The sequence below is a fragment of the Rhizobium oryzihabitans genome, from assembly GCF_010669145.1.
In the GTDB taxonomy this organism is placed as follows: domain Bacteria; phylum Pseudomonadota; class Alphaproteobacteria; order Rhizobiales; family Rhizobiaceae; genus Agrobacterium; species Agrobacterium oryzihabitans.
Genome location: NZ_CP048632.1, coordinates 658,707 through 681,063, shown reverse-complemented (window position 1 = coordinate 681,063; position 22,357 = coordinate 658,707). Strand labels below are relative to the sequence as shown.

23 protein-coding genes and 1 riboswitch are annotated in these 22,357 nt (G+C 59.5%); of the genes, 14 read left to right on the top strand and 9 right to left on the bottom strand.

All coding sequences use genetic code 11. The features are described 5' to 3' along the window. Positions 1-18: 18 nt before the first annotated feature. Positions 19-1,443 (top strand): GTPase HflX, encoded by a 1,425-nt coding sequence (gene hflX / locus G3A56_RS03835; RefSeq protein ID WP_175414375.1) that lies wholly within the window; start codon positions 19-21, stop codon positions 1,441-1,443. 231 nt (positions 1,444-1,674) lie between these two features. On the opposite strand, the gene mazG is transcribed toward hflX, so the two are convergent. Continuing rightward, the gene (gene mazG / locus G3A56_RS03830) at positions 1,675-2,520 is read right to left on the bottom strand and encodes a nucleoside triphosphate pyrophosphohydrolase (protein WP_082184676.1); all 846 of its coding nucleotides are present in this window, start codon (positions 2,518-2,520) and stop codon (positions 1,675-1,677) included. A 63-nt stretch (positions 2,521-2,583) separates the two neighbouring features. Beyond that, positions 2,584-3,171: a deaminase gene (locus G3A56_RS03825; protein ID WP_003496123.1), complete on the bottom strand. Its 588-nt coding sequence runs from the start codon at positions 3,169-3,171 to the stop codon at positions 2,584-2,586. 262 nt (positions 3,172-3,433) lie between these two features. On the opposite strand from G3A56_RS03825, the gene cysG reads away from it, so the two are divergent. The 6 genes from cysG (at position 3,434) to G3A56_RS03795 (ending at position 9,034) form a co-directional block, all read left to right on the top strand. After that, positions 3,434-4,897, top strand: coding sequence for a siroheme synthase CysG (cysG, locus tag G3A56_RS03820; RefSeq protein ID WP_082184208.1), 1,464 nt, complete (start codon positions 3,434-3,436; stop codon positions 4,895-4,897). Beyond that, the gene (locus G3A56_RS03815) at positions 4,890-5,204 is read left to right on the top strand and encodes a DUF2849 domain-containing protein (RefSeq protein WP_082184209.1); all 315 of its coding nucleotides are present in this window, start codon (positions 4,890-4,892) and stop codon (positions 5,202-5,204) included. Before cysG ends, G3A56_RS03815 begins: the two co-directional genes overlap by 8 nt. 8 nt (positions 5,205-5,212) lie before the next feature. Further along, positions 5,213-6,883: a nitrite/sulfite reductase gene (locus tag G3A56_RS03810; RefSeq protein WP_082184210.1), complete on the top strand. Its 1,671-nt coding sequence runs from the start codon at positions 5,213-5,215 to the stop codon at positions 6,881-6,883. Between the two features lie 10 nt (positions 6,884-6,893). Next, the gene (locus G3A56_RS03805; protein ID WP_082184211.1) at positions 6,894-7,400 is read left to right on the top strand and encodes a DUF934 domain-containing protein; all 507 of its coding nucleotides are present in this window, start codon (positions 6,894-6,896) and stop codon (positions 7,398-7,400) included. Positions 7,401-7,544: 144 nt separating this feature from the next. Next, the gene (locus tag G3A56_RS03800) at positions 7,545-8,357 is read left to right on the top strand and encodes a ferredoxin--NADP reductase (RefSeq protein ID WP_082184212.1); all 813 of its coding nucleotides are present in this window, start codon (positions 7,545-7,547) and stop codon (positions 8,355-8,357) included. Positions 8,358-8,518: 161 nt separating this feature from the next. Then, complete coding sequence (locus tag G3A56_RS03795) at positions 8,519-9,034, top strand: hypothetical protein (RefSeq protein WP_003496111.1); 516 nt, start codon at positions 8,519-8,521, stop codon at positions 9,032-9,034. Between the two features lie 36 nt (positions 9,035-9,070). On the opposite strand, the gene G3A56_RS03790 is transcribed toward G3A56_RS03795, so the two are convergent. The 6 genes from G3A56_RS03790 to G3A56_RS03765 form a co-directional block, all read right to left on the bottom strand. Further along, entirely contained in the window at positions 9,071-10,171 is a 1,101-nt protein-coding gene (locus G3A56_RS03790; RefSeq protein ID WP_246231151.1) for a GGDEF domain-containing protein, read from the bottom strand. A 267-nt stretch (positions 10,172-10,438) separates the two neighbouring features. Further along, on the bottom strand, positions 10,439-11,242 hold the full coding sequence (locus tag G3A56_RS03785; protein WP_082184214.1) for an endonuclease/exonuclease/phosphatase family protein: 804 nt from the start codon (positions 11,240-11,242) through the stop codon (positions 10,439-10,441). Between the two features lie 259 nt (positions 11,243-11,501). Continuing rightward, positions 11,502-14,366, bottom strand: coding sequence for an aminomethyl-transferring glycine dehydrogenase (gene gcvP / locus G3A56_RS03780; RefSeq protein WP_082184216.1), 2,865 nt, complete (start codon positions 14,364-14,366; stop codon positions 11,502-11,504). After that, positions 14,366-14,728 carry a glycine cleavage system protein GcvH gene (gcvH, locus tag G3A56_RS03775; protein WP_082184217.1) on the bottom strand — a complete coding sequence of 121 codons (363 nt, stop codon included), beginning with the start codon at positions 14,726-14,728 and terminating at the stop codon, positions 14,366-14,368. The genes gcvP and gcvH overlap by 1 nt, the downstream gene beginning before the upstream one ends. Before the next feature lie 28 nt (positions 14,729-14,756). Continuing rightward, the gene (gene gcvT / locus G3A56_RS03770) at positions 14,757-15,896 is read right to left on the bottom strand and encodes a glycine cleavage system aminomethyltransferase GcvT (RefSeq protein ID WP_082184218.1); all 1,140 of its coding nucleotides are present in this window, start codon (positions 15,894-15,896) and stop codon (positions 14,757-14,759) included. Positions 15,897-16,050: 154 nt separating this feature from the next. Next, positions 16,051-16,138, bottom strand: a riboswitch (glycine riboswitch). 124 nt (positions 16,139-16,262) lie between these two features. Then, complete coding sequence (locus tag G3A56_RS03765) at positions 16,263-16,448, bottom strand: DUF3008 family protein (protein WP_003496099.1); 186 nt, start codon at positions 16,446-16,448, stop codon at positions 16,263-16,265. A gap of 174 nt (positions 16,449-16,622) precedes the next feature. Between G3A56_RS03765 and G3A56_RS03760 the strand changes: the two genes are divergently transcribed. Next, on the top strand, positions 16,623-17,003 hold the full coding sequence (locus G3A56_RS03760; RefSeq protein WP_082184219.1) for a hypothetical protein: 381 nt from the start codon (positions 16,623-16,625) through the stop codon (positions 17,001-17,003). 88 nt (positions 17,004-17,091) lie between these two features. Then, a complete protein-coding gene (locus G3A56_RS03755) occupies positions 17,092-18,075 on the top strand; it encodes a copper chaperone PCu(A)C domain-containing protein (RefSeq protein WP_082184220.1) in 984 nt (327 codons plus the stop codon). A 223-nt stretch (positions 18,076-18,298) separates the two neighbouring features. On the opposite strand, the gene G3A56_RS03750 is transcribed toward G3A56_RS03755, so the two are convergent. Further along, positions 18,299-18,619, bottom strand: coding sequence for a hypothetical protein (locus G3A56_RS03750; protein ID WP_082184221.1), 321 nt, complete (start codon positions 18,617-18,619; stop codon positions 18,299-18,301). A gap of 203 nt (positions 18,620-18,822) precedes the next feature. Here G3A56_RS03750 and crcB point away from each other — a divergent pair, with 203 nt between their 5' ends. From crcB to G3A56_RS03725, 5 genes are all read left to right on the top strand, one after another. Beyond that, positions 18,823-19,200 (top strand): fluoride efflux transporter CrcB, encoded by a 378-nt coding sequence (gene crcB / locus G3A56_RS03745; RefSeq protein WP_082184222.1) that lies wholly within the window; start codon positions 18,823-18,825, stop codon positions 19,198-19,200. Between the two features lie 66 nt (positions 19,201-19,266). Continuing rightward, complete coding sequence (locus G3A56_RS03740) at positions 19,267-20,256, top strand: RluA family pseudouridine synthase (protein WP_003496085.1); 990 nt, start codon at positions 19,267-19,269, stop codon at positions 20,254-20,256. 6 nt (positions 20,257-20,262) lie between these two features. After that, positions 20,263-20,931, top strand: a complete 669-nt coding sequence (locus tag G3A56_RS03735; RefSeq protein ID WP_082184223.1) for an HAD family hydrolase — start codon at positions 20,263-20,265, stop codon at positions 20,929-20,931. 30 nt (positions 20,932-20,961) lie between these two features. After that, the gene (locus G3A56_RS03730; protein ID WP_082184224.1) at positions 20,962-21,756 is read left to right on the top strand and encodes an ATP12 family chaperone protein; all 795 of its coding nucleotides are present in this window, start codon (positions 20,962-20,964) and stop codon (positions 21,754-21,756) included. A 60-nt stretch (positions 21,757-21,816) separates the two neighbouring features. Further along, positions 21,817-22,305: a hypothetical protein gene (locus tag G3A56_RS03725; RefSeq protein WP_035242530.1), complete on the top strand. Its 489-nt coding sequence runs from the start codon at positions 21,817-21,819 to the stop codon at positions 22,303-22,305. Positions 22,306-22,357: the final 52 nt, after the last annotated feature.

The window sequence follows — 22,357 nt, the reverse complement described above, 5'->3', positions numbered from 1 at the left end:
CGGATGCGGTCGGCCGCAATGTTCTTTCTGGATAAGGCTGAGCCCATTTCGACGCGAGACACCTCGAACGAATCGATCATTCCGGAGCAGGAGAAGCGCCGCGACGACATGCGCGCCGTGGTTCTCGTACCGGTTCTCAAGCAGCAACGCGAAAGCCGCGACGCGGCGGCAGCCCCGGCTACCGCCAGCCGGTCTGTCGAAGCAAAACTTGAGGAAGCAAAGGGTCTCGCGCTTGCCATCGACCTGGAGGTCACTCAAGGCCTGATCGTGCCGGTCAACCAGCCGCGCCCCGCAACGCTCTTTGGAACCGGCAAGATCGAGGAAATCGGCCATCTTCTGGATGAGACCGATTCCGGCCTCGTGATCGTTGATCATCCCCTGACGCCGGTGCAGCAGCGCAATCTCGAAAAACAGTGGAATTGCAAGGTCATCGACCGCACGGGTCTGATCCTCGAAATCTTCGGCCGCCGCGCCTCCACCAAGGAAGGCACGCTGCAGGTCGATCTTGCGCATCTGAATTACCAGAAGGGCCGCCTCGTCAGAAGCTGGACCCACCTTGAACGCCAGCGCGGTGGTGCAGGCTTCATGGGCGGTCCGGGTGAAACGCAGATCGAGGCCGACAGACGCTTGCTGCAGGATCGCATCGTCAAGCTTGAGAAGGAGCTTGAGCAGGTGGTTCGCACCCGCCAGCTTCACCGCGCCAAGCGCCGCAAGGTGCCGCATCCGATCGTAGCACTTGTCGGTTACACCAACGCCGGCAAATCCACGCTGTTCAACCGCATCACGGGTGCTGGCGTTCTGGCCGAGGACATGCTGTTCGCCACGCTTGATCCGACATTGCGCCGCATGAAGCTGCCGCATGGCCGCACGGTCATCCTGTCCGATACGGTGGGATTCATCTCCGATCTGCCGACGCATCTTGTCGCCGCTTTCCGTGCAACGCTGGAAGAGGTGCTCGAAGCCGATCTCGTTCTGCACGTGCGCGACATGTCCGATCCTGACAATGCCGCCCAGTCGGCCGACGTGCTGCGCATTCTCGGCGATCTCGGCATTGACGAGAAGGAAGCCGAAAAGCGTATCATCGAGGTGTGGAACAAGGTTGACCGTCTCGAGCCGGAAGCGCATGACGCCATCATCGAGCGCGCCGAAGGCCGCTCCAACATCTGCGCCGTTTCGGCCGTCGCGGGCGAGGGCGTCGATGCCCTGATGGACGAGATTTCGGCGCGTCTGTCCGGCGTCCTGACGGAAACGACCGTTGTCCTCTCCGTCGAGCAATTGCCGCTGATCTCCTGGGTCTACAGCAACTCCATCGTCGATAACCGTGAAGACCATGAGGACGGCTCGGTTGCGCTGGATGTACGCCTATCGGAAGCGCAGGCCTCCGAACTGGAACGGAAGCTTGGCAAGGCGACCATCCGCGAGCGCGAAGACTGGGAGCAGTAAGCGCTCCTCGCATTGTACCAAACTCTTCCCGTCATGCCGGACTTGATCCGGCATCCAGCCACGGCGCGTCTGCGCCGTGAGGAATGAGTCTTTTGCGATCAAAGACTTGATCGCGCTGGACCCCGGACTAAATCCGGGGTGACGGTTGCGGATGCTGCGCTGCTGCCAGATGCATTCCCCAACCATAAGAGAGGTGCTGTGCCTTCCCGGGTTCACTGCATATCCGACTGATCAGCACGAGACCGTATCGAGCGACCGTTCGATGCGTTTTGCCGCCTGCCACAGGTCTTCCATTCTCTCAAGGCTCGCTTCTTCAAGCGTCTCGCCGTTTTCGGTGAGCGACGTTTCGATGTGATTGAAACGCCTGCGGAATTTCGTATTGGTGCCGCGAAGCGCATTTTCCGGATCGGCCTTGACGTGGCGGCCGATATTGACCAGCGCGAAAATGAGATCGCCGAGTTCGTCCGAGACCTTCTCCGGCTTTCCCTCCGCCAGCGCCTCACGCAGTTCGGCGATTTCCTCCTCGATCTTGTCGAGAATGGGAGCGGGATCCGACCAGTCGAAACCGGCGCGCGCGGCCTGTTCCTGCAGCTTCAGGGCCTCAGTGAGCGCCGGCTGGCTGCGCTGCACGCCGCCCAGAAAGCCAGCCTTGAAATCCTCGGTAATACCCCGGCGCGCACGGCGCTCCCCACGCTCGCGTTTTTCCTCGGCCTTGATCTTGTCCCATTGCAGCTTGACGCTGTCAGGCGTATCGGCATCGGACACGGCAAAGACATGCGGATGGCGGCGGATCATCTTTGAGGTGACGGCCTCAACCACGTCGCCAAAGGCGAATTCGCCCCGTTCCTCGGCAATGCGGGAGTGGAAGACCACCTGCAGCAACAGGTCACCCAGCTCATCGCAAAGATCGTCCATATCCTTGCGCTCGATGGCGTCGGCGACTTCGTAGGCCTCTTCGATCGTATAGGGCTTGATCGTCTCGAAGGTCTGGACGACATCCCAGGGGCAACCGGTTTCGGGCTGGCGCAGGGCTTGCATGATCTCGATCAGGCGGGAAATATCCTTCGAGGCTTCCATATGTCTCAAACCTTCATTCTTTGTTTTCATGCTTTTCCAGAGGGAAAACCGTCTGGAAAAGCTCTAGTTCAGCGGAATATCGTTGCTGCTCTTCGATGACTGATAGCTGGTGGACAGATCGTCATAGGCGGCCTTGATCCGGGCTGTCTGCGCCTTCAGCGCGGTTTTCAGCGGATCGTCTTCGCTCTCCACCAGATCGGCGATGAAGAAAGAGTTCCAGAAGGCGTTGTTGCGGCGATATCCGCCCGGCTCCAGCCCGAAAACTTCCTTCAGAATTTTAAGATCGTGCGGGATCGCGAAAGCATCGCGGGAATCCTCGTGGCTGAAGAAGGAATAGAAATTGTCGAAACCGGCCCAGGTGATGGCGGACATGCACATGGTGCAGGGTTCATGGGTCGAAAGGAAAATCAGCTCCTTCGTGTTCGGCTTTTCTCCCAGCTCGTAAAACCGCTTCAGCGCATGCACTTCGCCGTGCCAGAGCGGGTTTTCGAGCTCGTTATTCGTCTCCGCGATCACCAGCGACAGGTCGGATTTGCGCAGGATAGCCGCACCGAAAACCTTGTTGCCGAGGCTGACGCCGCGCGCCGTCAAGGGCAGGATATCGTGTTCGATGACATCGAGAAGACGGGCGGCGATGCTGGAGCTTGTCAAGGGTCTGATCCTTCGTCCCGCCTTAGGGAAAAGCGGTTTTTGCTTGGAGAAATCGACGAAAATTGCCTCCCCTTGTTCGGCGCGAGCACCTCGTTTGTCAAGGGATTCTCACGGGATTTCGAGGCCTTTGACTGAGCCGTAACAGAGGTGACGGTTTGTTTTCCTCCAAAACGGGGGTCTTCGAGAAATAAAAATCCAGGTGTCGGAAAGGCTTGAATTTCTGTTTCTTCAATCTTGCGCGGCAATGCGGGATAAATGCCCGATGCACAACGAAGATGATTTTTCCGCCGTCGGCGACCGCCTTTCGACCTTCCCCGCTTTCTTCCGGGTTGAGGGCAGGCAGGTGGCTGTTTTCGGAAATGGTGACGAGGCTTTCGCAAAGGTCAGGCTTCTTGCCAACACCAATGCGCATATCGTCGCCTATGCCGATGAGCCGGAAGAGGATTTCGCGCGCTATCTGCGTGACAAAGGCATTGATCATCGGGCGCTGGGCTTTTCCAGCCGGCTGATCGATGGCGCAACGCTGGTTTTTGCCGCAACGGGCGACGACGTGCTGGACCGCGAGATTGTCTCAGCCGCGCGCGCAAAGAAAATCCCTGCCAATGCGGTGGATCAGCCGGAATTCTGCGATTTCTTCACGCCGGCACTCGTCGCCCGTGCGCCTGTCGCCATCGCGATCGGCACCGAAGGCGCAGGGCCGGTTCTTGCCCAGATGATCCGTGCACGCATCGATCAGATGCTGTCACCGTCGCTCGGCAAGCTTGCCCGCCTTGCCGTGCAATATCGTGACGCGGCCGAGCAGAATGTCCCCAAGGGTGCCTTGCGGCGCAATTTCTGGCGTCGGTTTTTCTCCGGTCAGGTCGCGGATGCGGTCGCTCTAGGCGATACATCCTCGGCTCGTGAGGCCGCTGACCGGTTGCTGCAATCGCCCGAACGCAGCGAAGGACGCGTCTGGCTTGTCGGTGCTGGCCCGGGTGTGGAAGATTTGCTGACGCTGCGCGCGCAGCGTGTTCTGATGGAAGCCGACGTCATTGTCTATGATGCGCTGGTGCCGCAGGCAATCGTCGATATGGGCCGCCGCGACGCCGAGCGGCTGTCCGTCGGCAAGCGCAAGGGCTGCCACAGCAAGTCGCAGGACGAGATCAACCGCCTGCTGGTACGCTTGGGCAAAGATGGCAGGCGCGTCGTGCGTCTCAAATCCGGTGATCCGCTGGTCTATGGCCGCGCAGGCGAGGAAATGGCGGCGCTGCGCGATGCTGGTATCGGTTACGAGATCGTTCCGGGCATTACGTCGGCTTTCGCCGCCGCTGCCGATTTCGAATTGCCGTTGACGCTGCGCGGTGTCGCTTCGTCACTGATTTTCACCACCGGCCACGACCTGACCGGCGATGTCCTGCCGGACTGGGCGCGGCTTGCCGTCTCCGGTGCGACGATTGCCGTCTATATGGGCCGCAGCGTTGCAGCGTCGGTCGCGACAAGGCTGATCGAGGCTGGTCTCGGCGTGGAAACGACGGTGGCCGTCATCGAAAATGCCAGCCGCGCGGATCGCCGCCTGCTGCATGGCACATTGAACGATCTGCCCGACCTCGAATATCGCGATGAGCTGACCGGCCCGGTCATGGTCATCATCGGCGATGCGGTGGCGGGCGCCAATTTCGACAGATCCGAGGCGCTTGCGCTTGCTGTGAAGCCGGCGAGCCTCAAAAGGGAGTATGCAAATGGTTGACAAGGTTTTGACCGCCAACCGTCTGGGCGATGGCATCGCCGTCTGGCTCGACGCCAATGGCGAATGGACGGAGAACCTGCAGGGGGCAATCGTGGCCCGCCATGCGGAGGCCGTCGCCTCGTTCGAAGAAATCGGCAAGCGCGATTTCTCCGCCAATAAGGTCGTTGACGTCGCCATCGTCGATGTCGTGGAGGAGAATGGCAAGCTCTGGCCGACGCGGCTTCGCGAGCGCATTCGCGCCGCTGGCCCCACCATGCACTATGCCGCCGGTTACAAGCCGGCCGATGCAGCATTCATCGCAGTCTGAGGAAGAAGATGTACCGTTACGACGAGTTCGATCACGCATTTGTTGAAGGCCGCGTGGCGCAGTTTCGCGATCAGGTCGAGCGCCGGCTGTCCGGCGAGCTGGCCGAGGACGCATTCAAGCCGCTGCGCCTGATGAACGGCGTCTATCTCCAGCTGCATGCCTATATGCTGCGCGTCGCCATTCCCTACGGTACGCTGAATTCGAAGCAGATGCGGATGCTGGCCCATATCGCTCGTAAATACGACCGGGGTTACGGCCACTTCACCACCCGCCAGAACATCCAGTACAACTGGCCGCGCCTGTCCGACACGCCGGATATCCTGTCCGAACTGGCGAGTGTGGAAATGCATGCGCTGCAGACGTCCGGCAACTGCATTCGCAACGTCACTGCCGATCATTTCGCCGGTGCTGCGGCTGACGAAGTGGCCGATCCGCGCCCCTACGCGGAAATCCTGCGTCAATGGTCTTCCGTACACCCGGAATTCTCCTTCCTGCCGCGTAAGTTCAAGATCGCGGTTACGGGCGCCGAGCGCGACCGCGCCGCCATTCAGGTTCACGATATCGGCCTGCACCTGAAAAAGAACGACAAGGGCGAGATCGGTTTTGCCGTTTATGTCGGCGGCGGGCAGGGCCGTACGCCGATGATCGCCAAGAAGATCCGCGACTTCCTGCCGGAAGAGGATCTCCTGTCCTATACCACAGCGATCATGCGCGTTTATAATTTGCACGGCCGCCGCGACAACAAATACAAGGCGCGTATCAAGATCCTCGTGCACGAAACCGGTGCGGAAGAACTGGCCCGCCAGGTTGAGGTCGAGTTCGCGGAACTGAAAAACACCGAATTGAAGCTGCCGGATGCGGATATCGCGGCCATCACCGCCTATTTCGCGCCGCCGGCATTGCAGGACCGTCCCGAAGGCTGGGAAAGCCTCGCGCGCTGGAAACGGGCGGATGAGGGTTTTGCCCGCTTCGTCGAGCAGAACGTTGCGCCGCACAAGCATCCCGATTACGGCATGGTGACGATCTCGCTGAAGCCGATCGGTGGCATTCCGGGCGATGCGACCGACGAACAGATGGAACTCGTCGCCGATATTGCCGCCGAATATGCCTTCGACGAAATCCGCATCAGCCACGAGCAGAACATCATCCTGCCGCATGTGGCGCTGGCCGATCTCGAGCCCGTCTATCGCGCCCTGGTGGGCGCGGGGCTCGCCACCGCCAATGCCGGGCTCATCACCGATATCATTGCCTGTCCCGGGCTGGACTATTGCGCGCTTGCCAATGCGCGCTCCATTCCGGTGGCGCAGGAGATTTCCACCCGTTTCGGCGCACCGGAGCGTCAGGCGGAAATCGGCGAATTGAAGATCAAGATTTCCGGCTGCATCAATGCCTGCGGCCACCACCATGTCGGCCATATCGGCCTTCTGGGCGTGGAAAAGAAGGGTGCCGAACTCTACCAGATCACGCTTGGCGGATCGGGTGATGAAAACACCTCCATCGGCGAGATCATCGGCCGTGGTTTTGAGCCGGAAAAGGTGACAGACGCGGTGGAAACCATCGTTGACACCTATCTGGGCTTGCGCCTTTCGAAGGAGGAAAACTTCCTCGAAGCCTATCGCCGCGTCGGACCGCAGCCATTCAAGGATGCGCTCTACGGCTCCGCCGCTGAAGCCGCCTGAGGAGATTGCCATGACGAAAATCTGGAACCGCGACGGCTTCGTGGAAAACGATCCCTGGGTGATTGAAACCGAGGAAGTGAAGGCAACGGCCGAGCAAAAGCCGGTCCTGCCGCTTGCCGATTTCCTCGTCCGCGCCGCTGAAAGCAACGATATCGGCCTCGGCGTTCTCATCGCTCCGGCTGACGATGTCCTCAGGCTCGAACCCTATCTCGACCGTATCGACCTCGTCGCCGTCAGCTTTCCTGCATTCAATGACGGTCGTGGTTTTAGCCACGCTTCGCTGCTGCGCAGCCGTCTAAATTTTGCGGGCGAGGTGAGGGCGGTTGGCGATGTGCTGATCGACCAGGTGCCGCTGATGCTGCGCACCGGCTTTTCAAGCTTTGCGGTGACGAACGACACGGCGATCCGTCGCCTGTCCGAAAATCGCCTGCCGGAAATCCCGGTCTATTACCAGCCGACGGCCCGGCCGGCGAGTGGTGGCGAGGCCTATAGCTGGCGTCGCCGTGCGGCCCAATGACACGTTGCGTAGAAATATGAGTTTAGGATACATATTTTCTGCGCATGGCAGTATTGACATTCTCATGCCTTCAAACCGGAGCAAAAATGGTATAATTGCCCGGACGGAGAATGTCGCTTATCGAATGAACGGACGGAACCTGAAATGAACGCGCCAGCCAAGACGGAAGATTTCGCGATCAAGATACCTGATGGTGTTTACGCCGAGACGGTTTTGTCGGTGGAGCATTATACGGATCACCTGTTCCGTTTCCGCATGACGCGTCCGGCCGGCTTCCGTTTCCGATCTGGCGAATTCGCGATGATCGGGCTTATGGTCGGCGAAAAGCCGATCTATCGCGCCTATTCCATCGCCAGCCCCGCCTGGGACGAGGAACTGGAATTCTTCTCGATCAAGGTTCCGGATGGTCCGCTGACCTCGCATCTTCAGGCGATCAAGCCCGGCGATACCGTCCTGATGCGCAAGAAGCCGACAGGCACGCTGGTTCTCGATGCGCTGACACCCGGCAGACGGCTTTATATGTTCTCGACCGGCACCGGCATCGCGCCTTTCGCGAGCCTGATCCGTGACCCGGAAACCTACGAGAAGTTCGAGGAGGTCATCCTCACCCATACCTGCCGCGATGTGGCCGAGCTGAAATATGGTTTCGATCTGGTCGAGGAAATCAGGAACCACGAATTCCTGAACGAGATTGTCGGCGACAAGCTCAAGCATTATGCAACGGTCACCCGCGAAGATTACCCCTTCAAGGGCCGTATCACCACGCTGATCGAGAACGGCAAGCTGTTTGCGGATCTGAGTGTTCCGGCACTCGATCCCGAGATCGATCGCGGCATGATCTGCGGTTCTTCGGCCATGTTGAAGGACACCAAGGAACTGCTTGAAAAGGCCGGCCTTACCGAAGGCGCCAACAACAAACCCGCCGAGTTCGTGATCGAGCGCGCTTTCGTCGGCTGACGTCGAATTTCTTTTGCAGACGAATAAGACAGGAGGCCGTACGGCCTCCTTTTTGTTTCAAGGGTCGGTTGCGGTGTTGGGGCGGCAATTCAACGGGCTGGAACATCCTGCGGCGATCGCGCGTTAGCTTTCAAACGAAACCGAACCGACGAAGTCGCCCAATGAAAAAAACTGGAACAATCCGCACCTCAATCATCGCCGTAACGGCGGGATTTTTCGCCGCGATGCCCGCAGCCGCAGACGAAAGCTCCTTCCTGTCGTCGCTGGAAGGCAAATGGACTGGCAAGGGAACGGTGATCACCCGCATCGGCATGCCACCCATCAATGTCAATTGCACATTGAGTTCCGACGCAAAGGCAACGGCGTTGCGCATGTCGGGCACCTGTCGTGGTCTCGTGGTTGTAAGACGCGCTATCGCTGCTGATCTTGCCGCCACCGGCGCGCGTTATAGCGGCACCTATACCGGCCCCTCCGGTCGTCCTTCGGCGCTGGCCGGCAACCGCCAGGGAAATGCGATCAATCTCACCGTCCGCTGGAACCGCGAAATCAATGGCGACCGCGTCGCGGCCATGACCATCGAAAAGGTCGGTGACAACGGCCTGCGGCTGCGCACCACCGACAAGGACGGCAGGACCGGCAAGACGGTGGTGACAAGCGATATCCGGCTTGTGCGCTAATCGGCGTCCCTTAACCGGTCCCGGAATGGCGCTTCCTCAGGAGACGTTGGCAATATCCGCCACGGTTTTATTGCGCCCGCTGTTCTTGGAACGGTAAAGTGCCGCATCGGCACGGGCATAGGCTGATGAAATGTCTTCGCCCGGACGTATCGACGTCAGCCCGAAACTGGCGGTCACGGGAACATCCGCTGGAAAATCCAAAAACAGCGCAGGCACGCCCTGGCGGATTTTTTCAACCAGCGCCGTTGCCTCCGCAATGTCCGGGCGGGCCATGAACAGCGCAAATTCCTCTCCGCCCATTCGTCCCGCCATGTCGTCGGCACCGACGAAACCGCGAATATGATCGGCAAAACGACGGATCACCTCGTCTCCCGTCGCATGGCCGAAACGGTCGTTTATCGCCTTGAAGCGGTCCAGGTCCGTAACAACCACTATTCCTCTTTCGCCGCGGGGCCGGGCCGTCCTTGCCATGACGCCTTCCTCGAACCCGCGACGGTTGAAGAGGCCGGTCAGGAAATCATATCGCGCCTGCCGCTGCAGTTCGCCGGCAAGATCGGCGGAGACGATCAGAAGCGTCAGGATGCCGCTTGCGATCATGCCGGTCGGCGTACCGATCGACAGGACGATGATGAAGGCCGCGTCGGAAATCTCACCGCCGGATCGCGCAAGCCAGGCAGCGACTGCAACGCTCGTGATATAGATGCCAAAGACGGTCATGGCCCAGCGGACGGTTCGTCCGACGCCCGTCGCCCGCCTCAACGTATGCACGATGATGCCGACCAATGCCGCATCGGCAATGGCCGTCATCATTCGCGAAGCCATGCGCCATTCCACGAGCTGGAAAGCCCAGACCACAAGAATGAACAGGGTGGAAATAATCCATACGATCGCAACACTGTTGCTGTTGCGTTTCGCCCGCAGACGGAAACCCCAAGCCAGCAGTGCGAAACTGCCGATCGAGGCATGGCAGGCGAGCATGGCCGTCAGCGATTGATGATCGGGAAACAATCCACCAACAATGCGCAGCCCGTGGCCGATGGCTGACGACATGAAGGACAGGGCCCAGATCATGGCGTGTTGCTTCAGCCCGAAATGCCGCCAAGCGACCAGCAGCGCCACGCCAAAAAGCAGGCTCACGACAACGATGCTCAGCGATGTGACGACGGTAGAAAGCATAGCCGGATTTAAGGGCCGCGGATGAACAAAGCTTTACGGCGAAAGCCCTTATATCTTCGCCTTCGCATGAATTTCAATCCCGCTTCTTTACCCGTGCATGGAGCCTTTCCAGGAAAAGTGGCCACCGGTTTTCCGTCTGGAAATGCGACAAAATAAAAAGTTAGAGTGTTTTTCGTGATCCGAAGAAAAGCGAAAACGCTCAAACTAGGCTGTCGGCAATGCAAATGCTTAGCTGAATTCGAGCAGCAGAGGGCAATGATCCGAGACTTCCGGCTGTCTCACGACATTGAAGTGATCGACCTTCACGGCCGGGTTGACCAGCATGTAATCCGCATAACGGTTCTGTTTGGCGTAATGTGATGTCCGGGTGTCGGTGAAGCCGCGTGTCGTGACGAGTTCGACAAGATCCAGCTCTTTCAGCACCGCGAATGTCTCGCTGTCAGGCAGAACATTAAAATCGCCGCAGACGATAACCCTGTCGCCTTCTTCCCTAATGTTTTTGACAAGCTGAACGAGGCGCTTTGCCTGCGCCAGACGGGCAGGGTTGTCATGTTTGCCATCGAGGTCCCGCAGCCCGTGCATATGGGCGATGACGGCTGGCTGGCCGGCCACGAAATCAAAGACACGGATGGCATGGCCGGTGCGCGACCTTGGGTGATCGCCGTATCCGTCGGCGGAGAAAGCGCCATGCACGAAACCCTGGGCCTGCGCGACAATGGCAATGGATTTGCGCACGAAGGTCGCCAGCCCCCATTGGGAGGGATAACTGATCTCACCATGGAAGAGATCGCCCTGCGCCGCCGGGCAGAAGATTGCCAGATGATCAGGCAAGGCTTCGGCGACGTCACGCAGAAAATTCGCCCGCTGCGGCAGGTCAATGCCGTGATCGCGATAGGTCAGCCACTCCTGCGTGGCGGCCGGAGTATGAATGACTTCCTGCAGGCACAGAATATCGGGGGCGGATGCAGTGAGATAAGAAACAAGCTCGTCGTGGAGTTTGCCACCCCAGCCGTTCAGGCAGATCAGACGCATTTCCTCTCCATGGCCAAGGATTTCACGAACCGGTTTAGCATGGAACGAGGAGCGATCAATCGTGTCACTCTTTCCTCGAAGCCGGAAATCTTGCGGGTGAAATATGAAGGAATGGATCGTTCTTTACGCAGGCTGCTGAGCCTCTCGACCGTCATCCTCGGGCTTGACCCGAGGATGACGTTGAGTGTCTGGAGATATTTGCCCATTACTCTAGGCCCGGATTGCTCCGGGCCTTCGTATGTTGGTTTGTACTGATGCCTTATTCAGCCGCTTCGGCGTAAGCTTCCATCGGCGGGCAGGTGCAGATGAGGTTGCGGTCGCCATAGACATTGTCGATGCGGTTGACCGGCGACCAGTATTTGTCGATGCGGAAGGCGCCGGGCGGGAAGCAGCCCTTTTCGCGGCTATAGGGGCGGTCCCACTCGCCGACGAGGTCTTCCACCGTATGCGGGGCGTTCTTCAGCGGATTGTTGGTCTTGTCCGCACGGCCTTCCTCGATGTCGCGGGCTTCCTCACGGATCGCCAGCATGGCATCGCAGAAACGGTCGATTTCCGCCTTGGTCTCGGATTCCGTCGGCTCGATCATCAGCGTGCCGGCAACCGGCCAGCTCATGGTCGGCGCGTGGAAACCGCAGTCGATGAGGCGCTTTGCAACATCGTCCACCGTCACACCGCAGCTATCCGCCAAGGGCCGGGTGTCGATGATGCACTCATGCGCCACACGTCCCGTTTCGGACTTGTAGAGCACGTCGTAAGCGCCCTTCAGCCGCTCAGCAATGTAGTTGGCGTTGAGGATTGCAACCTTGGTCGCCTGCGTCAGCCCTTCGCCGCCCATCATCAGGCAATAGCTCCAGGAGATCGGCAGGATCGAGGGCGAGCCGAAGGGGGCAGCAGACACCGCACCCTCGCGACCGTCCGTCGAAGGATGGCCGGGAAGATAGGGGGCAAGATGCGCCTTGACGCCGATCGGCCCCATGCCGGGGCCGCCGCCGCCATGCGGAATGCAGAAGGTCTTGTGCAGGTTGAGATGCGAAACGTCCGAACCGATATCGCCGGGGCGGGCAAGGCCGACCATGGCGTTCATATTGGCGCCGTCGAGATAGACCTGACCGCCATGCTTGTGGGTGATCTCGCAGATCTCGCGAACCGTCTCCTCGAACACGCCGTGGGTGGACGGGTAGGTGATCATGCAGCACGAGAGGTTTTCCGCATACTGTTCTGCTTTTGCACGGAAATCATCGATATCGATGTCGCCATTGTCCCGCACCTTCACCGGCACGACTTTCATGCCGACCATCTGCGCCGAGGCAGGATTGGTGCCATGCGCCGAGGTGGGAATGAGGCAGACGTCGCGATGGGTGCCGCCATTGGCGAGGTGGTAGTTGCGGATGGTCAGAAGTCCGGCATATTCCCCCTGCGCGCCGGAATTCGGCTGCATGGAGAAGGCGTCGTAACCGGTGACCGAGCACAGCTTTTCGGAGAGATCGTCGATCATTTCCTTGTAGCCGAGCGCCTGATTGGCCGGCACGAAGGGATGGATGTCGGAAAATTCCGGCCAGGTGATCGGCAGCATCTCCGCAGTTGCGTTCAGCTTCATGGTGCAGGAACCGAGCGGGATCATCGAGCGGTCGAGCGCGAGATCACGGTCCGAAAGGCGGCGGATGTAACGGGTCATCTCGCTTTCGGCACGGTTCATGTGGAAGATCGGATGCGTCATGTACTGGCTGGTGCGCAGCAGTTCCTTCGGCAGGCGATAGTCCGGCTCGAAATCCGAGATCGAGAAATTGCCGCCGAATGCGCGCCACACGGCTTCCAGCGTTGCCGGGCGCGTGCGCTCGTCAAGGCTCATGCCGATCTTGGTCGCGCCGACCTTGCGCAGGTTCACGCCTTCCGCCACGGCCGAGCGCAGGATGACGCCCTGCATGTGACCGACTTCGACGGTGATCGTATCGAAGAAGGTTTCCGGCTCGATGGTGTAGCCGAGCTTTTCCAGCCCCTTGGCCATCAGCACGGCCTTCTGGTGGGTCTGCTGGGCGATCGCCTTGATACCCTGCGGGCCGTGGAAGACGCCGTACATGGAGGCCATAACGGCCAAGAGCACCTGCGCCGTGCAGATGTTGGAAGTGGCCTTTTCGCGGCGGATATGCTGCTCGCGGGTCTGCAGCGACAGGCGATAGGCGCGGTTGCCACGCGCATCGACCGAGACGCCGACCAGGCGGCCTGGCATGGAGCGCTTATGTGCGTCCTTGACGGCCATGTAGGCCGCATGCGGGCCACCATAACCGACCGGAACGCCGAAACGCTGCGAGGTGCCGATGGCGATATCCGCGCCCATCTCGCCGGGTGACTTCAACAGCGTCAGCGCCAGAAGATCGGCGGCGACGGCGGCGATGGCGCCCGTCTGGTGCAGACGCGAGATCAGGCCGGAGAAGTCGCTGACATGGCCGTGGGTGCCGGGATACTGGAAGATCGCGCCGAACACGTCGACCGGATCGAGATCGGTGAACGGGTTGCCGACGATCACTTTCCAGCCGAGCGGGGCCGCACGGGTCTCGATCAGCGCGATGGTCTGCGGGTGGCAATTGGCATCGACGAAGAAGGCGGTCGCCTTGGACTTGGCGACGCGCTGGCACATGGCCATGGCTTCGGCAGCGGCCGTCGCTTCATCGAGCAGCGATGCGTTGGCGACATCGAGGCCGGTCAGATCGCAGACCATGGTCTGGTAGTTCAGCAGCGCCTCAAGACGGCCCTGGCTGATTTCCGGCTGGTAGGGCGTATAGGCGGTGTACCAGGCCGGATTTTCCAGAATGTTGCGCTGGATGACCGGCGGCGTGATCGTGCCGTAATAACCCTGGCCAATCAGCGAGGTCAGCACCTGGTTCTTGTTGGCCGTTTCGCGCAGGCGATCGAGCGCCTCGCGTTCGGTCAGCGCAGCACCCCAGGTCAGCGGTACCTTCTGGCGGATGGAGGAGGGAACGGTGGCGTCGATCAGGGCATCGAGGCTCTTGTAGCCGATGACCTTCAGCATCTCCGCCATTTCCGACGGCGACGGCCCGATGTGACGCCGGTTGGCGAAATCATAGGGTTGATAGTCGGTGAAATGAAATTCCGTGGGCGTCGTCATTACGCGATCAGCTCCTTGTAGGCTGCCTCGTCGAGCAGCGTCTCGGCATCCGCGACGTTGGAAAGCTTCAGCTTGAAGAACCAGCCGGCACCCTGCGGATCCGAATTGACCAGCGAGGGGTCGTCAACGATGGCCTGGTTGATTTCCACCACTTCGCCATCCAGCGGACAATAGACGTCGGAAGCCGCCTTGACGGATTCAACGGTCGCCGCGTCGCCATCCTTGGAGAAGGTGGCGCCCACTTCCGGCAATTCGACGAAGACGAGATCGCCAAGCTGTTCAGCGGCGTGGCTGGTGATGCCAACGGTGGCGATATCGCCTTCGAACTTCAGCCATTCGTGTTCTGCGGTAAATTTCAGCATCGTATTTTCTCCGGAGATGGGATGAAGATTATCGTTTGTAGGTGGGCTTGATGAAGGGCAGGGCTGCGACGGTGACGGGCAGATATTTGCCACGCACTTCCGCAAAGATCGCAGTGCCGGGAGCCGTGTAGGCCGTTGGCACGTAACCCATGGCGACGGGGCCTTCAACCGACGGGCCGAAGCCGCCGGAGGTCACTTCGCCGATTTCCGTCTTGCCTTCGGCATCCGCAAAAAGCTTCGAATGGCCGCGCACCGGCGCCTTGCCTTCCGGCTTCAGGCCAACGCGGCGGCGCGATGTGCCGTCTTTCAGTTCGCCGAGAATGCGCTCTGCGCCGGGAAAACCGCCCTCGCGGTCGCCGCCAGCGCGGCGCGCCTTCTGGATCGCCCATTCGAGCGAGGCTTCGATGGGGGAGGTCGTGGTGTCGATATCATTGCCATAAAGACAAAGGCCGGCTTCCAGACGCAGGCTGTCACGCGCGCCAAGACCTATCGGCTCGCAATCGGGATGTTCGAGCAGGGCCTTGGCAATCTCTTCCGCCTTTGCGGCGGGCACGGAAATCTCAAAACCGTCCTCACCGGAATAACCGGAGCGGGAAACGATGCAGGGAACATCGTGCAGCGGAACTTCCAGCACGTCCATGAACTTCATTTCAGATACGCCTGCCCACAGTTCGGCCAGAACTGCTTCAGCGCGCGGTCCCTGAAGAGCGATCAGCGCCCGATCATCGAGCAGGGTAATTTCACAGTCGTCGGAAAGATGCGCCTTCATATGGGCGACATCGGCGTCCTTGCAGGCCGCGTTGACGACGACAAAAAGATGATCGCCGCGATTGGTGATCATCAGGTCGTCCAGGATGCAGCCGTTCTCATCGGTGAAGAAACCGTAGCGCTGGCGGCCTTCCTTGAGACCGAGAATATCGACTGGCACCAGCTTTTCCAGTGCAAGCGCTGCGTCGGCATTGTTGCCGGACTTCGCCTTCACGATCACCTGGCCCATGTGGGATACGTCGAACAGGCCGGCGGAGGTGCGGGTCTGAAGATGCTCCTTCAGAACGCCCGCCGGATATTGCACCGGCATGTCATAACCGGCGAATGGCACCATGCGGGCGCCAAGCGAAAGATGCAGGGAATGCAACGGCGTGATGTCAAGCTCGGCGGTATCGTCCAAGGACGCCTCCAGGGTTGCGCGAAAAATCGCGCGGGCTCAGGTCATGGCGTGAAAAACACGCCGGGTTCAAGAGCCCCCTCTGTCCTTGTCGCCTGAGATTGTTATCCCTTCGGCGAGCCGTCCTTATGAAAGGTGGCTTCTCTCCAGAGTTCCGTCATCACCGCTGGTCCTTTTGCCTGAGAGTTTCCGGGGCGGTTGCTCCTTCGGCACCGCATTGAAGCGGCTTCTCCCAATGGTGATGCGACGCTCATTATCTGCGAAGCCCCGCTGTTGGCAAGGACCAAATGACGCATCTGAACAGATTCTTGCTCCATCTGCGCCATCGCCACCGAAAGACGCAGTCGATAGTTTGGAAGCGGTGTGCCATCAGTCTGATTTTTTCTCCGGCAGACCTTTGCGTTTTGTCGATGCCAGTTCATCAAGTTCCTTTTCTGTCATGGACTTCTCCATGCTTTTTGAAGCACCTTGTAAACTGGATTTCTTGACTTCGCCGCGTTTTGCGGCCAGTGCCGCACCTGCTGCTTTCTGTTGCGCTTTCGACTTGGCTGGCATGTCGGATCCTCCTTCCGGAATGGTCTTGTCGCGAGGGAAATGTTGCGCTCCGACGATGGTTCCCTTCGAGAGGTTGGGGCTGCGGCAAAATTCCCCTTTGAAATCGGCGAGAAAGAGGGGTATCGCGAGAATATGGACGCAAATCGAAAACGACGGGTGGCAGGGGTGGAGAAAATGCTTCGCATTTTCTGTGCAGCCCTGATGTTGTCGCTCGGTTTCGCGCATAAGCCTGCACTTGCCGCCGCCCCGGAAGTCGTGCTCGATGAGAGCTACCGGCTGCCGGACGGCACCTTTGCCGAGATTTGTCTGGGCCACAGCGGTGGGGTGAATGCCTCGCATGCCAAGGACAACCCCGCCCATTCCAGCGACGCAATCCTGTTTTGCGAGGCGTGCCTGCTGGCCTCATCCATTCTTGTGCCGGTCCCCGATGCGGCGGGCTGGCTCAGAACGGAATTCGCCTGGCTCGAAAATCGCTTATCCGCGGAGTGGACTTTCCGCTCGGTCCTGACGATCCGCAAACCGGCTGCACGCGGCCCGCCATCCCTGTCCGCCTGATCTCTTCGTTTCACAGGATCATCGCCGCCGGCTGGCGGCAAGCAATGGCTGCACTGCTTTATTGGCATCAGTCGCAAGGACAAGACACATGAAAACCACCAAGATCATCACCTGCACCCTGTTCATGGCCTCCGTCTCGACGGCACAAGCTTTCGCTCACGCGACCTTCGTTGACGGTTCGGCCGAACAGGACAGCACCATCGTTGCCGCACTTCAGGTGCCGCATGGTTGCGATGGCGGACTTGCCACCACCGAAGTGCAGATCAAGCTGCCGGAAGGCTTCATTTCCGCCAAGCCGCAGCCAAAGGCCGGCTGGGAACTGGAGATCATCAAGGGCGACTATCAGAAGGCCTACAAGAACCACGGCAAGGAGATCAAAAGCGGGCCGGTCGAAATCCGCTGGAAAGGCGGCAACCTGCCGGACGAGTTCTACGACACCTTTGCCGTGCAGGGAAAAATTTCCGGCATAGAGGCGAGGCAGGACCTGCCCTTCAAGGTGACGCAGCTTTGCGGCGACAAGGGCAAGGTTTCGTGGGATGAGGTGGCGGCCGCTGGTGTCGATCCTCATTCGCTGAAAAGCCCGGCTCCGACCATCCGTGTTACCGAAAAGGCCCATGCGGGCGGACATGATCACTCTGCCATGGCTATGGACATGGACATGAATATGGATGTCGCAAAGGCCGGCAGCCTCGAACTCTCCGCCGGCACGACAAAGGCGATGCTGCCGGGTCAGCCCGTTGGCGGCGGTTACGTGACGATCAAGAATACCGGTGACAGTGACGACAAGCTGATTGGCGTCGAATCCCCAGCCGCCGGCCGTGCCGAAATTCACGAAATGGCCATGGTCAACGACGTCATGAAGATGCGCAAGCTGGATGACGGCGTCGTCATTCCCGCCGGCCAGATCGTGGAGTTGAAGCCGGGCGGCCTGCACATGATGTTCTTCAACGTGAAGAAGCCTTTTGCCGAAGGCGACAAGGTGCCGGTAACGCTGATCTTTGAAAAGGCCGGTAAGGTCGAGATCGTGCTTTCCGCCGGCTCGGCCAAGGGCGATGCTCACCAGCATAATTGATAACTAAAAAACGGCTACCGGAACGCGTGACAAGTCCGGTAGCCGCAAGCTTTTTAGATTATGTCCTTGCTTTCAGCGCCGTGACGGAAAAGGCGTGATGGCCATCGCCTCCGTGATTTTTCCGGCATTCGGTGAGAAATATTTAGAAAAACAGCCTGACATCAGCCTGAATGCAAAAGCGGAACATTAGATGTGCCGGATATAAGAGATAAGATTGGAATATTCACATATCAATTTGATTTGTATTGATATTTTCAGAATAGGTTTTCGCGTTATTTTCCTCATAGGCTTCCACGGCCTGATCGAGTGTCGCCTGTCGTTCGTGACGCTGGCTGGCGACTGTCAGGAAATAAAGCGTCAGGGCGGGCGGCTTGATCGCCGTCATCAGGGATCTGAGCTGGAAGTCGTCTCCATGTTCCGCCTTGCGCGCCAGTTCGTGAATGGCCTCTTCAACCTCAGTTCTGCGCGGTACGCGCTGCGAAGGCTTCACGGCCTCAAGCGCATAGGCAGCCGTATTTGCTGAAACGGAAAGAACCTGTGTCATCCAACCTCCGGCCATCTTCGCCGACCTCTTAAAGAACGGAGATTAGCATCTGCGCCTTGTTGGAAGGCTAAATCGCGCAGCTGTAATTTAATCGTATTTTAATGGACGAAAGTGCCGGGCAAAGGGGTTTCGCGTGCCGTTTCTATGGTCTAGAAATGCATCGGACAGCCCGGTCCGGCAATTTCCTCCGGAGACAATCCCTCATGGTGAATATCGTTCTCGTCGCCGCAGGCGGCGCAATCGGTTCCGTATTCCGTTATCTGGTCGGTGTCTGGAGTGTGCGGCTGGCGGGGCCGAACTTTCCCTGGGGAACTCTGGCGGTCAATGTGGCCGGGTCGTTCCTGATCGGTCTTTTGGTCGAGCTTGTGGCAAGGCGTCTCAATGCGTCGATGGAAATGCGGCTGTTCCTCGTCACCGGCGTGCTCGGCGGGTTCACAACCTTTTCGTCCTTCTCGCTCGATGCGGTTGCGCTTTTTGAGCGCGGCGCCCTCGGTCTTTCAGCCATTTACGTCATTACAAGTCTTGTGGTTTCCATAGCCGCGGTTTTCGCCGGGCTGGCCTTGGGCCGCAGTTTGTTCTAAAGGCTTGATCCAAACGGCGCGCCACAGATATGGGCGTGCGATCAAGACAGAGAGACTGGAAATTTCATGGCAGGTATCGAGCATATCAAGGTCGAGGCCGACGAGGCCGGTATGCGCCTCGATCGCTGGTTCAAGATTCACTATCCGGGTTTGGGTTTCGGGCAATTGCAGAAGCTGTTGCGCTCCGGACAGGTGCGCGTGGATGGCGGCCGGGTAAAGACGGATGCGAGAGTGCAGCCGGGACAGATGGTGCGCGTGCCGCCGGTCGATTCCGACCTCAGGGTTAAAAGCGGACCGATCGGCTCGAGGGATCTAAAACATTCCGAAGACGCAGAGCTTCTGGCGCGCATGCTCCTGCATGAGGACGACAAGGTATTTGTTTTCAACAAGCCGGCTGGCATTGCCGTTCAGGGCGGCTCCGGCGTCAACCGCCACATCGACGGACTTCTGGAGGCCTGGACCAGCCCGAAGGGCGAAAAGCCGCGTCTGGTGCACCGCCTCGACCGCGACACCTCCGGCGTGCTGGTGGTCGCCCGCACCCGGGGTGCTGCGCAGAAGCTGACGGCCGCCTTCCGCGAGCGCGATACCAAGAAAACCTATTGGGCGCTGGTCAAGGGCGTTCCGCGCAAGCATCAGGACAAGATTTCCACCTGGCTGGTCAAGGAACAGACGGCGGACGGCGACCGCATGCGCATTGCCAAGCACGGCGAGGAGGGGGCGGATCACGCCATTTCCTATTACCGTGTCATCGATACCGCCGCGCAAAACCTCGCCTGGCTCGAGATGGAGCCCTATACCGGCCGTACCCACCAGCTGCGCGTCCACGCCCTGCATATGGGACACCCGATCATCGGCGATCCGAAATATTATATCGACGATCCGAACTGGGACTTTCCGGGCGGCATCCAGAAGCGCCTGCATCTGCATGCGCGCCATATCGACATTCCGCATCCGAATGGCGGCCGGCTTCGCGTCAGCGCGCCTTTGCCGCCGCATATGGTACAGACTTGGAACTTGCTCGGTCTCGACGTGGCCGATGGCGACAGGGAAGACTAAAAGTCGATGAAACTCGTTCTTTTTGATTGCGACGGCACGCTGGTGGATAGTGCGGGCCTCATCCATGCCGTCATGTCCGATACCTTCGCCGATTTCGGAAAGCCGCGTCCGGATATCTCGCAGACCAAGGCGATCATCGGCCTGACGCTCGATATCGCCATCGCCCGCATGCTCGGCAAGACGCATGTGGATGACGAGGCGCTGGCGATGACGCAGCGCTACAAGGAAATCTATCATCCGGTCCGCGCCCGTCCGGGCATGATCGAGCCGCTTTTCGACGGCATCGCTGCGCTGATCGATACGCTTTCGAAGCGGGACGATGTGCTGATCGGAGCGGTCACCGGCAAAGGCCGTCGCGGCCTGACCCATATTCTCGAAACGCATGGTTTTACCGATCATTTCATTGTGTCGCGCACGGCGGATGATTGTCCTTCCAAGCCACATCCGGCCATGGTGATGGAATGCTGCCATGAAACCGGCATGGTTCCGGCCGACACTGTCGTCATCGGCGATGCGATCTATGATATGCAGATGGCAAAGGCTGCAGGCGCAAAGGCGATCGGCGTCGCCTGGGGATACGCCTCGGTCGATGACCTCTGGAAGGCCGGCGCCGATGCGGTTGTCAGCCACCCGCGCGAAATTTCGGCCTATGTTCCCGCCGATATTCCTGAATGACCCTTTCTATTCGACTGATGAGGACGTGCCATGCGTGATCTCCTGAACGACCTTACGGAGGGCCTGAGCCATCCCGATCCGATCCTGCGCGCGCAAATCCAGATGCAGAAGCCTTTGCCGAAGCGCTTCTATAAGGATGTCACCGTCGCGGAAGCCGAAGATGGCGGCTTCACCATCCTCCTCGATGGCAAGCCGTTGCGCACGCCCGCCAAGAAGCCGCTCATCGTGCCGTCAAAGGCGCTTGCCGGCCTGCTTCGCGATGAATGGGATGCGCAGACGGACGTCGTCAATCCGGTGGTCATGCCCGTATCCCGGCATGTGAATACGGCCATTGACGGTGTCGCCAACGACACCCAGGCCGTTTTTGAGGATATACTCCGGTTCTCCTCATCCGATCTTCTGTGCTACCGCGCCGGCGATCCGGCCGCACTGGTTCAACGCCAGACGGACCATTGGGATCCTGTGCTTGACTGGGCAGCCAATGTGCTTGGCGCGCGCTTTATCCTTGTTGAAGGCGTCATGCATCGCGAGCAGCCGAAGGAAGCTATCGCTGCCTTTTCCGTCACGCTCAGAAAATACGATAAGCCGATCGCGCTTGCCGCCCTGCACACCATGACGTCGCTGACCGGCTCCGCCACTCTGGCGCTGGCGCTGGCGGAAGGAGAGCTGACGCTCGAGGAAACCTGGGCGCTGGCGCATCTTGATGAGGACTGGACCGCCGAGCAATGGGGCGAGGACGAGGAGGCGCTGGAGCGCCGCGCCGTCAGGCTCATCGACATGCGCGCGGCCCTCAATGTTCTCGAGGCGCTGAAGAGCGCGTCTTAACGCTTTTCTAACCCTGATATCAGAACATGCGGTTACCTCACGTTAGGGGAGCCGCAGATCATGATCATAATGCTGAAACGCCTTGGCATCGTTGTGCTGGCGTGTTTCACGCTCATGTCTTTCAGGCTTGAACCGGAAGCGACCAATGCAGACCGGCTGCTTTACGATGTGCGCGGCGCATTTGTCGCGGCAAGACCCGATGTCGCGCCGGCGTTGATGCAATCCATTCATGCGCAGGTGCAAAACGCCATCAAGACGACGGCGCGCGGCGAAATCAGACCGCGCGTGGTGCTGACCATCCGCCTCGCTTCCGTCACGCGCGGCCCATTTCTCTTCGGAGAACGGGCGTCCGCCAAGGTCATCGTGCGCGCCGCCGCCGTGGCGACGGGTGAGGTAATCGCCGAAGCCAAATTCACCGCTACCGTCGTCAGCTTCGACAACCGGTCAATCGAGCAGGAACTCGCTTATGGCGTTGCGGAACGTGTCATCCGCGAGTTCCGGCTGAGCCGGCCCGGTCCGACAACGCTCGCGACGGCATTGTTTCCGTGAACCGCAGCGGAAACCCGAAGATAAAAGAGCGCAGGGAATCCTGCTCCAAGAC

Coding starts and splice junctions, on each gene's coding strand:
- gcvH (WP_082184217.1), bottom strand. CDS start 14,728: ATGCTGAAATTTACCGCAGAACACGAATGGCTGAAGTTCGAAGGCGAT.
- G3A56_RS03805 (WP_082184211.1), top strand. CDS start 6,894: ATGACGAAAATCTGGAACCGCGACGGCTTCGTGGAAAACGATCCCTGG.
- G3A56_RS03800 (WP_082184212.1), top strand. CDS start 7,545: ATGAACGCGCCAGCCAAGACGGAAGATTTCGCGATCAAGATACCTGAT.
- cysG (WP_082184208.1), top strand. CDS start 3,434: ATGCACAACGAAGATGATTTTTCCGCCGTCGGCGACCGCCTTTCGACC.
- G3A56_RS03815 (WP_082184209.1), top strand. CDS start 4,890: ATGGTTGACAAGGTTTTGACCGCCAACCGTCTGGGCGATGGCATCGCC.
- G3A56_RS03725 (WP_035242530.1), top strand. CDS start 21,817: ATGATCATAATGCTGAAACGCCTTGGCATCGTTGTGCTGGCGTGTTTC.
- G3A56_RS03750 (WP_082184221.1), bottom strand. CDS start 18,619: ATGACACAGGTTCTTTCCGTTTCAGCAAATACGGCTGCCTATGCGCTT.
- G3A56_RS03760 (WP_082184219.1), top strand. CDS start 16,623: ATGCTTCGCATTTTCTGTGCAGCCCTGATGTTGTCGCTCGGTTTCGCG.
- crcB (WP_082184222.1), top strand. CDS start 18,823: ATGGTGAATATCGTTCTCGTCGCCGCAGGCGGCGCAATCGGTTCCGTA.
- G3A56_RS03735 (WP_082184223.1), top strand. CDS start 20,263: ATGAAACTCGTTCTTTTTGATTGCGACGGCACGCTGGTGGATAGTGCG.
- G3A56_RS03810 (WP_082184210.1), top strand. CDS start 5,213: ATGTACCGTTACGACGAGTTCGATCACGCATTTGTTGAAGGCCGCGTG.
- G3A56_RS03785 (WP_082184214.1), bottom strand. CDS start 11,242: ATGCGTCTGATCTGCCTGAACGGCTGGGGTGGCAAACTCCACGACGAG.
- mazG (WP_082184676.1), bottom strand. CDS start 2,520: ATGGAAGCCTCGAAGGATATTTCCCGCCTGATCGAGATCATGCAAGCC.
- G3A56_RS03795 (WP_003496111.1), top strand. CDS start 8,519: ATGAAAAAAACTGGAACAATCCGCACCTCAATCATCGCCGTAACGGCG.
- G3A56_RS03740 (WP_003496085.1), top strand. CDS start 19,267: ATGGCAGGTATCGAGCATATCAAGGTCGAGGCCGACGAGGCCGGTATG.
- G3A56_RS03765 (WP_003496099.1), bottom strand. CDS start 16,448: ATGCCAGCCAAGTCGAAAGCGCAACAGAAAGCAGCAGGTGCGGCACTG.
- G3A56_RS03755 (WP_082184220.1), top strand. CDS start 17,092: ATGAAAACCACCAAGATCATCACCTGCACCCTGTTCATGGCCTCCGTC.
- hflX (WP_175414375.1), top strand. CDS start 19: ATGTTCTTTCTGGATAAGGCTGAGCCCATTTCGACGCGAGACACCTCG.
- gcvP (WP_082184216.1), bottom strand. CDS start 14,366: ATGACGACGCCCACGGAATTTCATTTCACCGACTATCAACCCTATGAT.
- G3A56_RS03730 (WP_082184224.1), top strand. CDS start 20,962: ATGCGTGATCTCCTGAACGACCTTACGGAGGGCCTGAGCCATCCCGAT.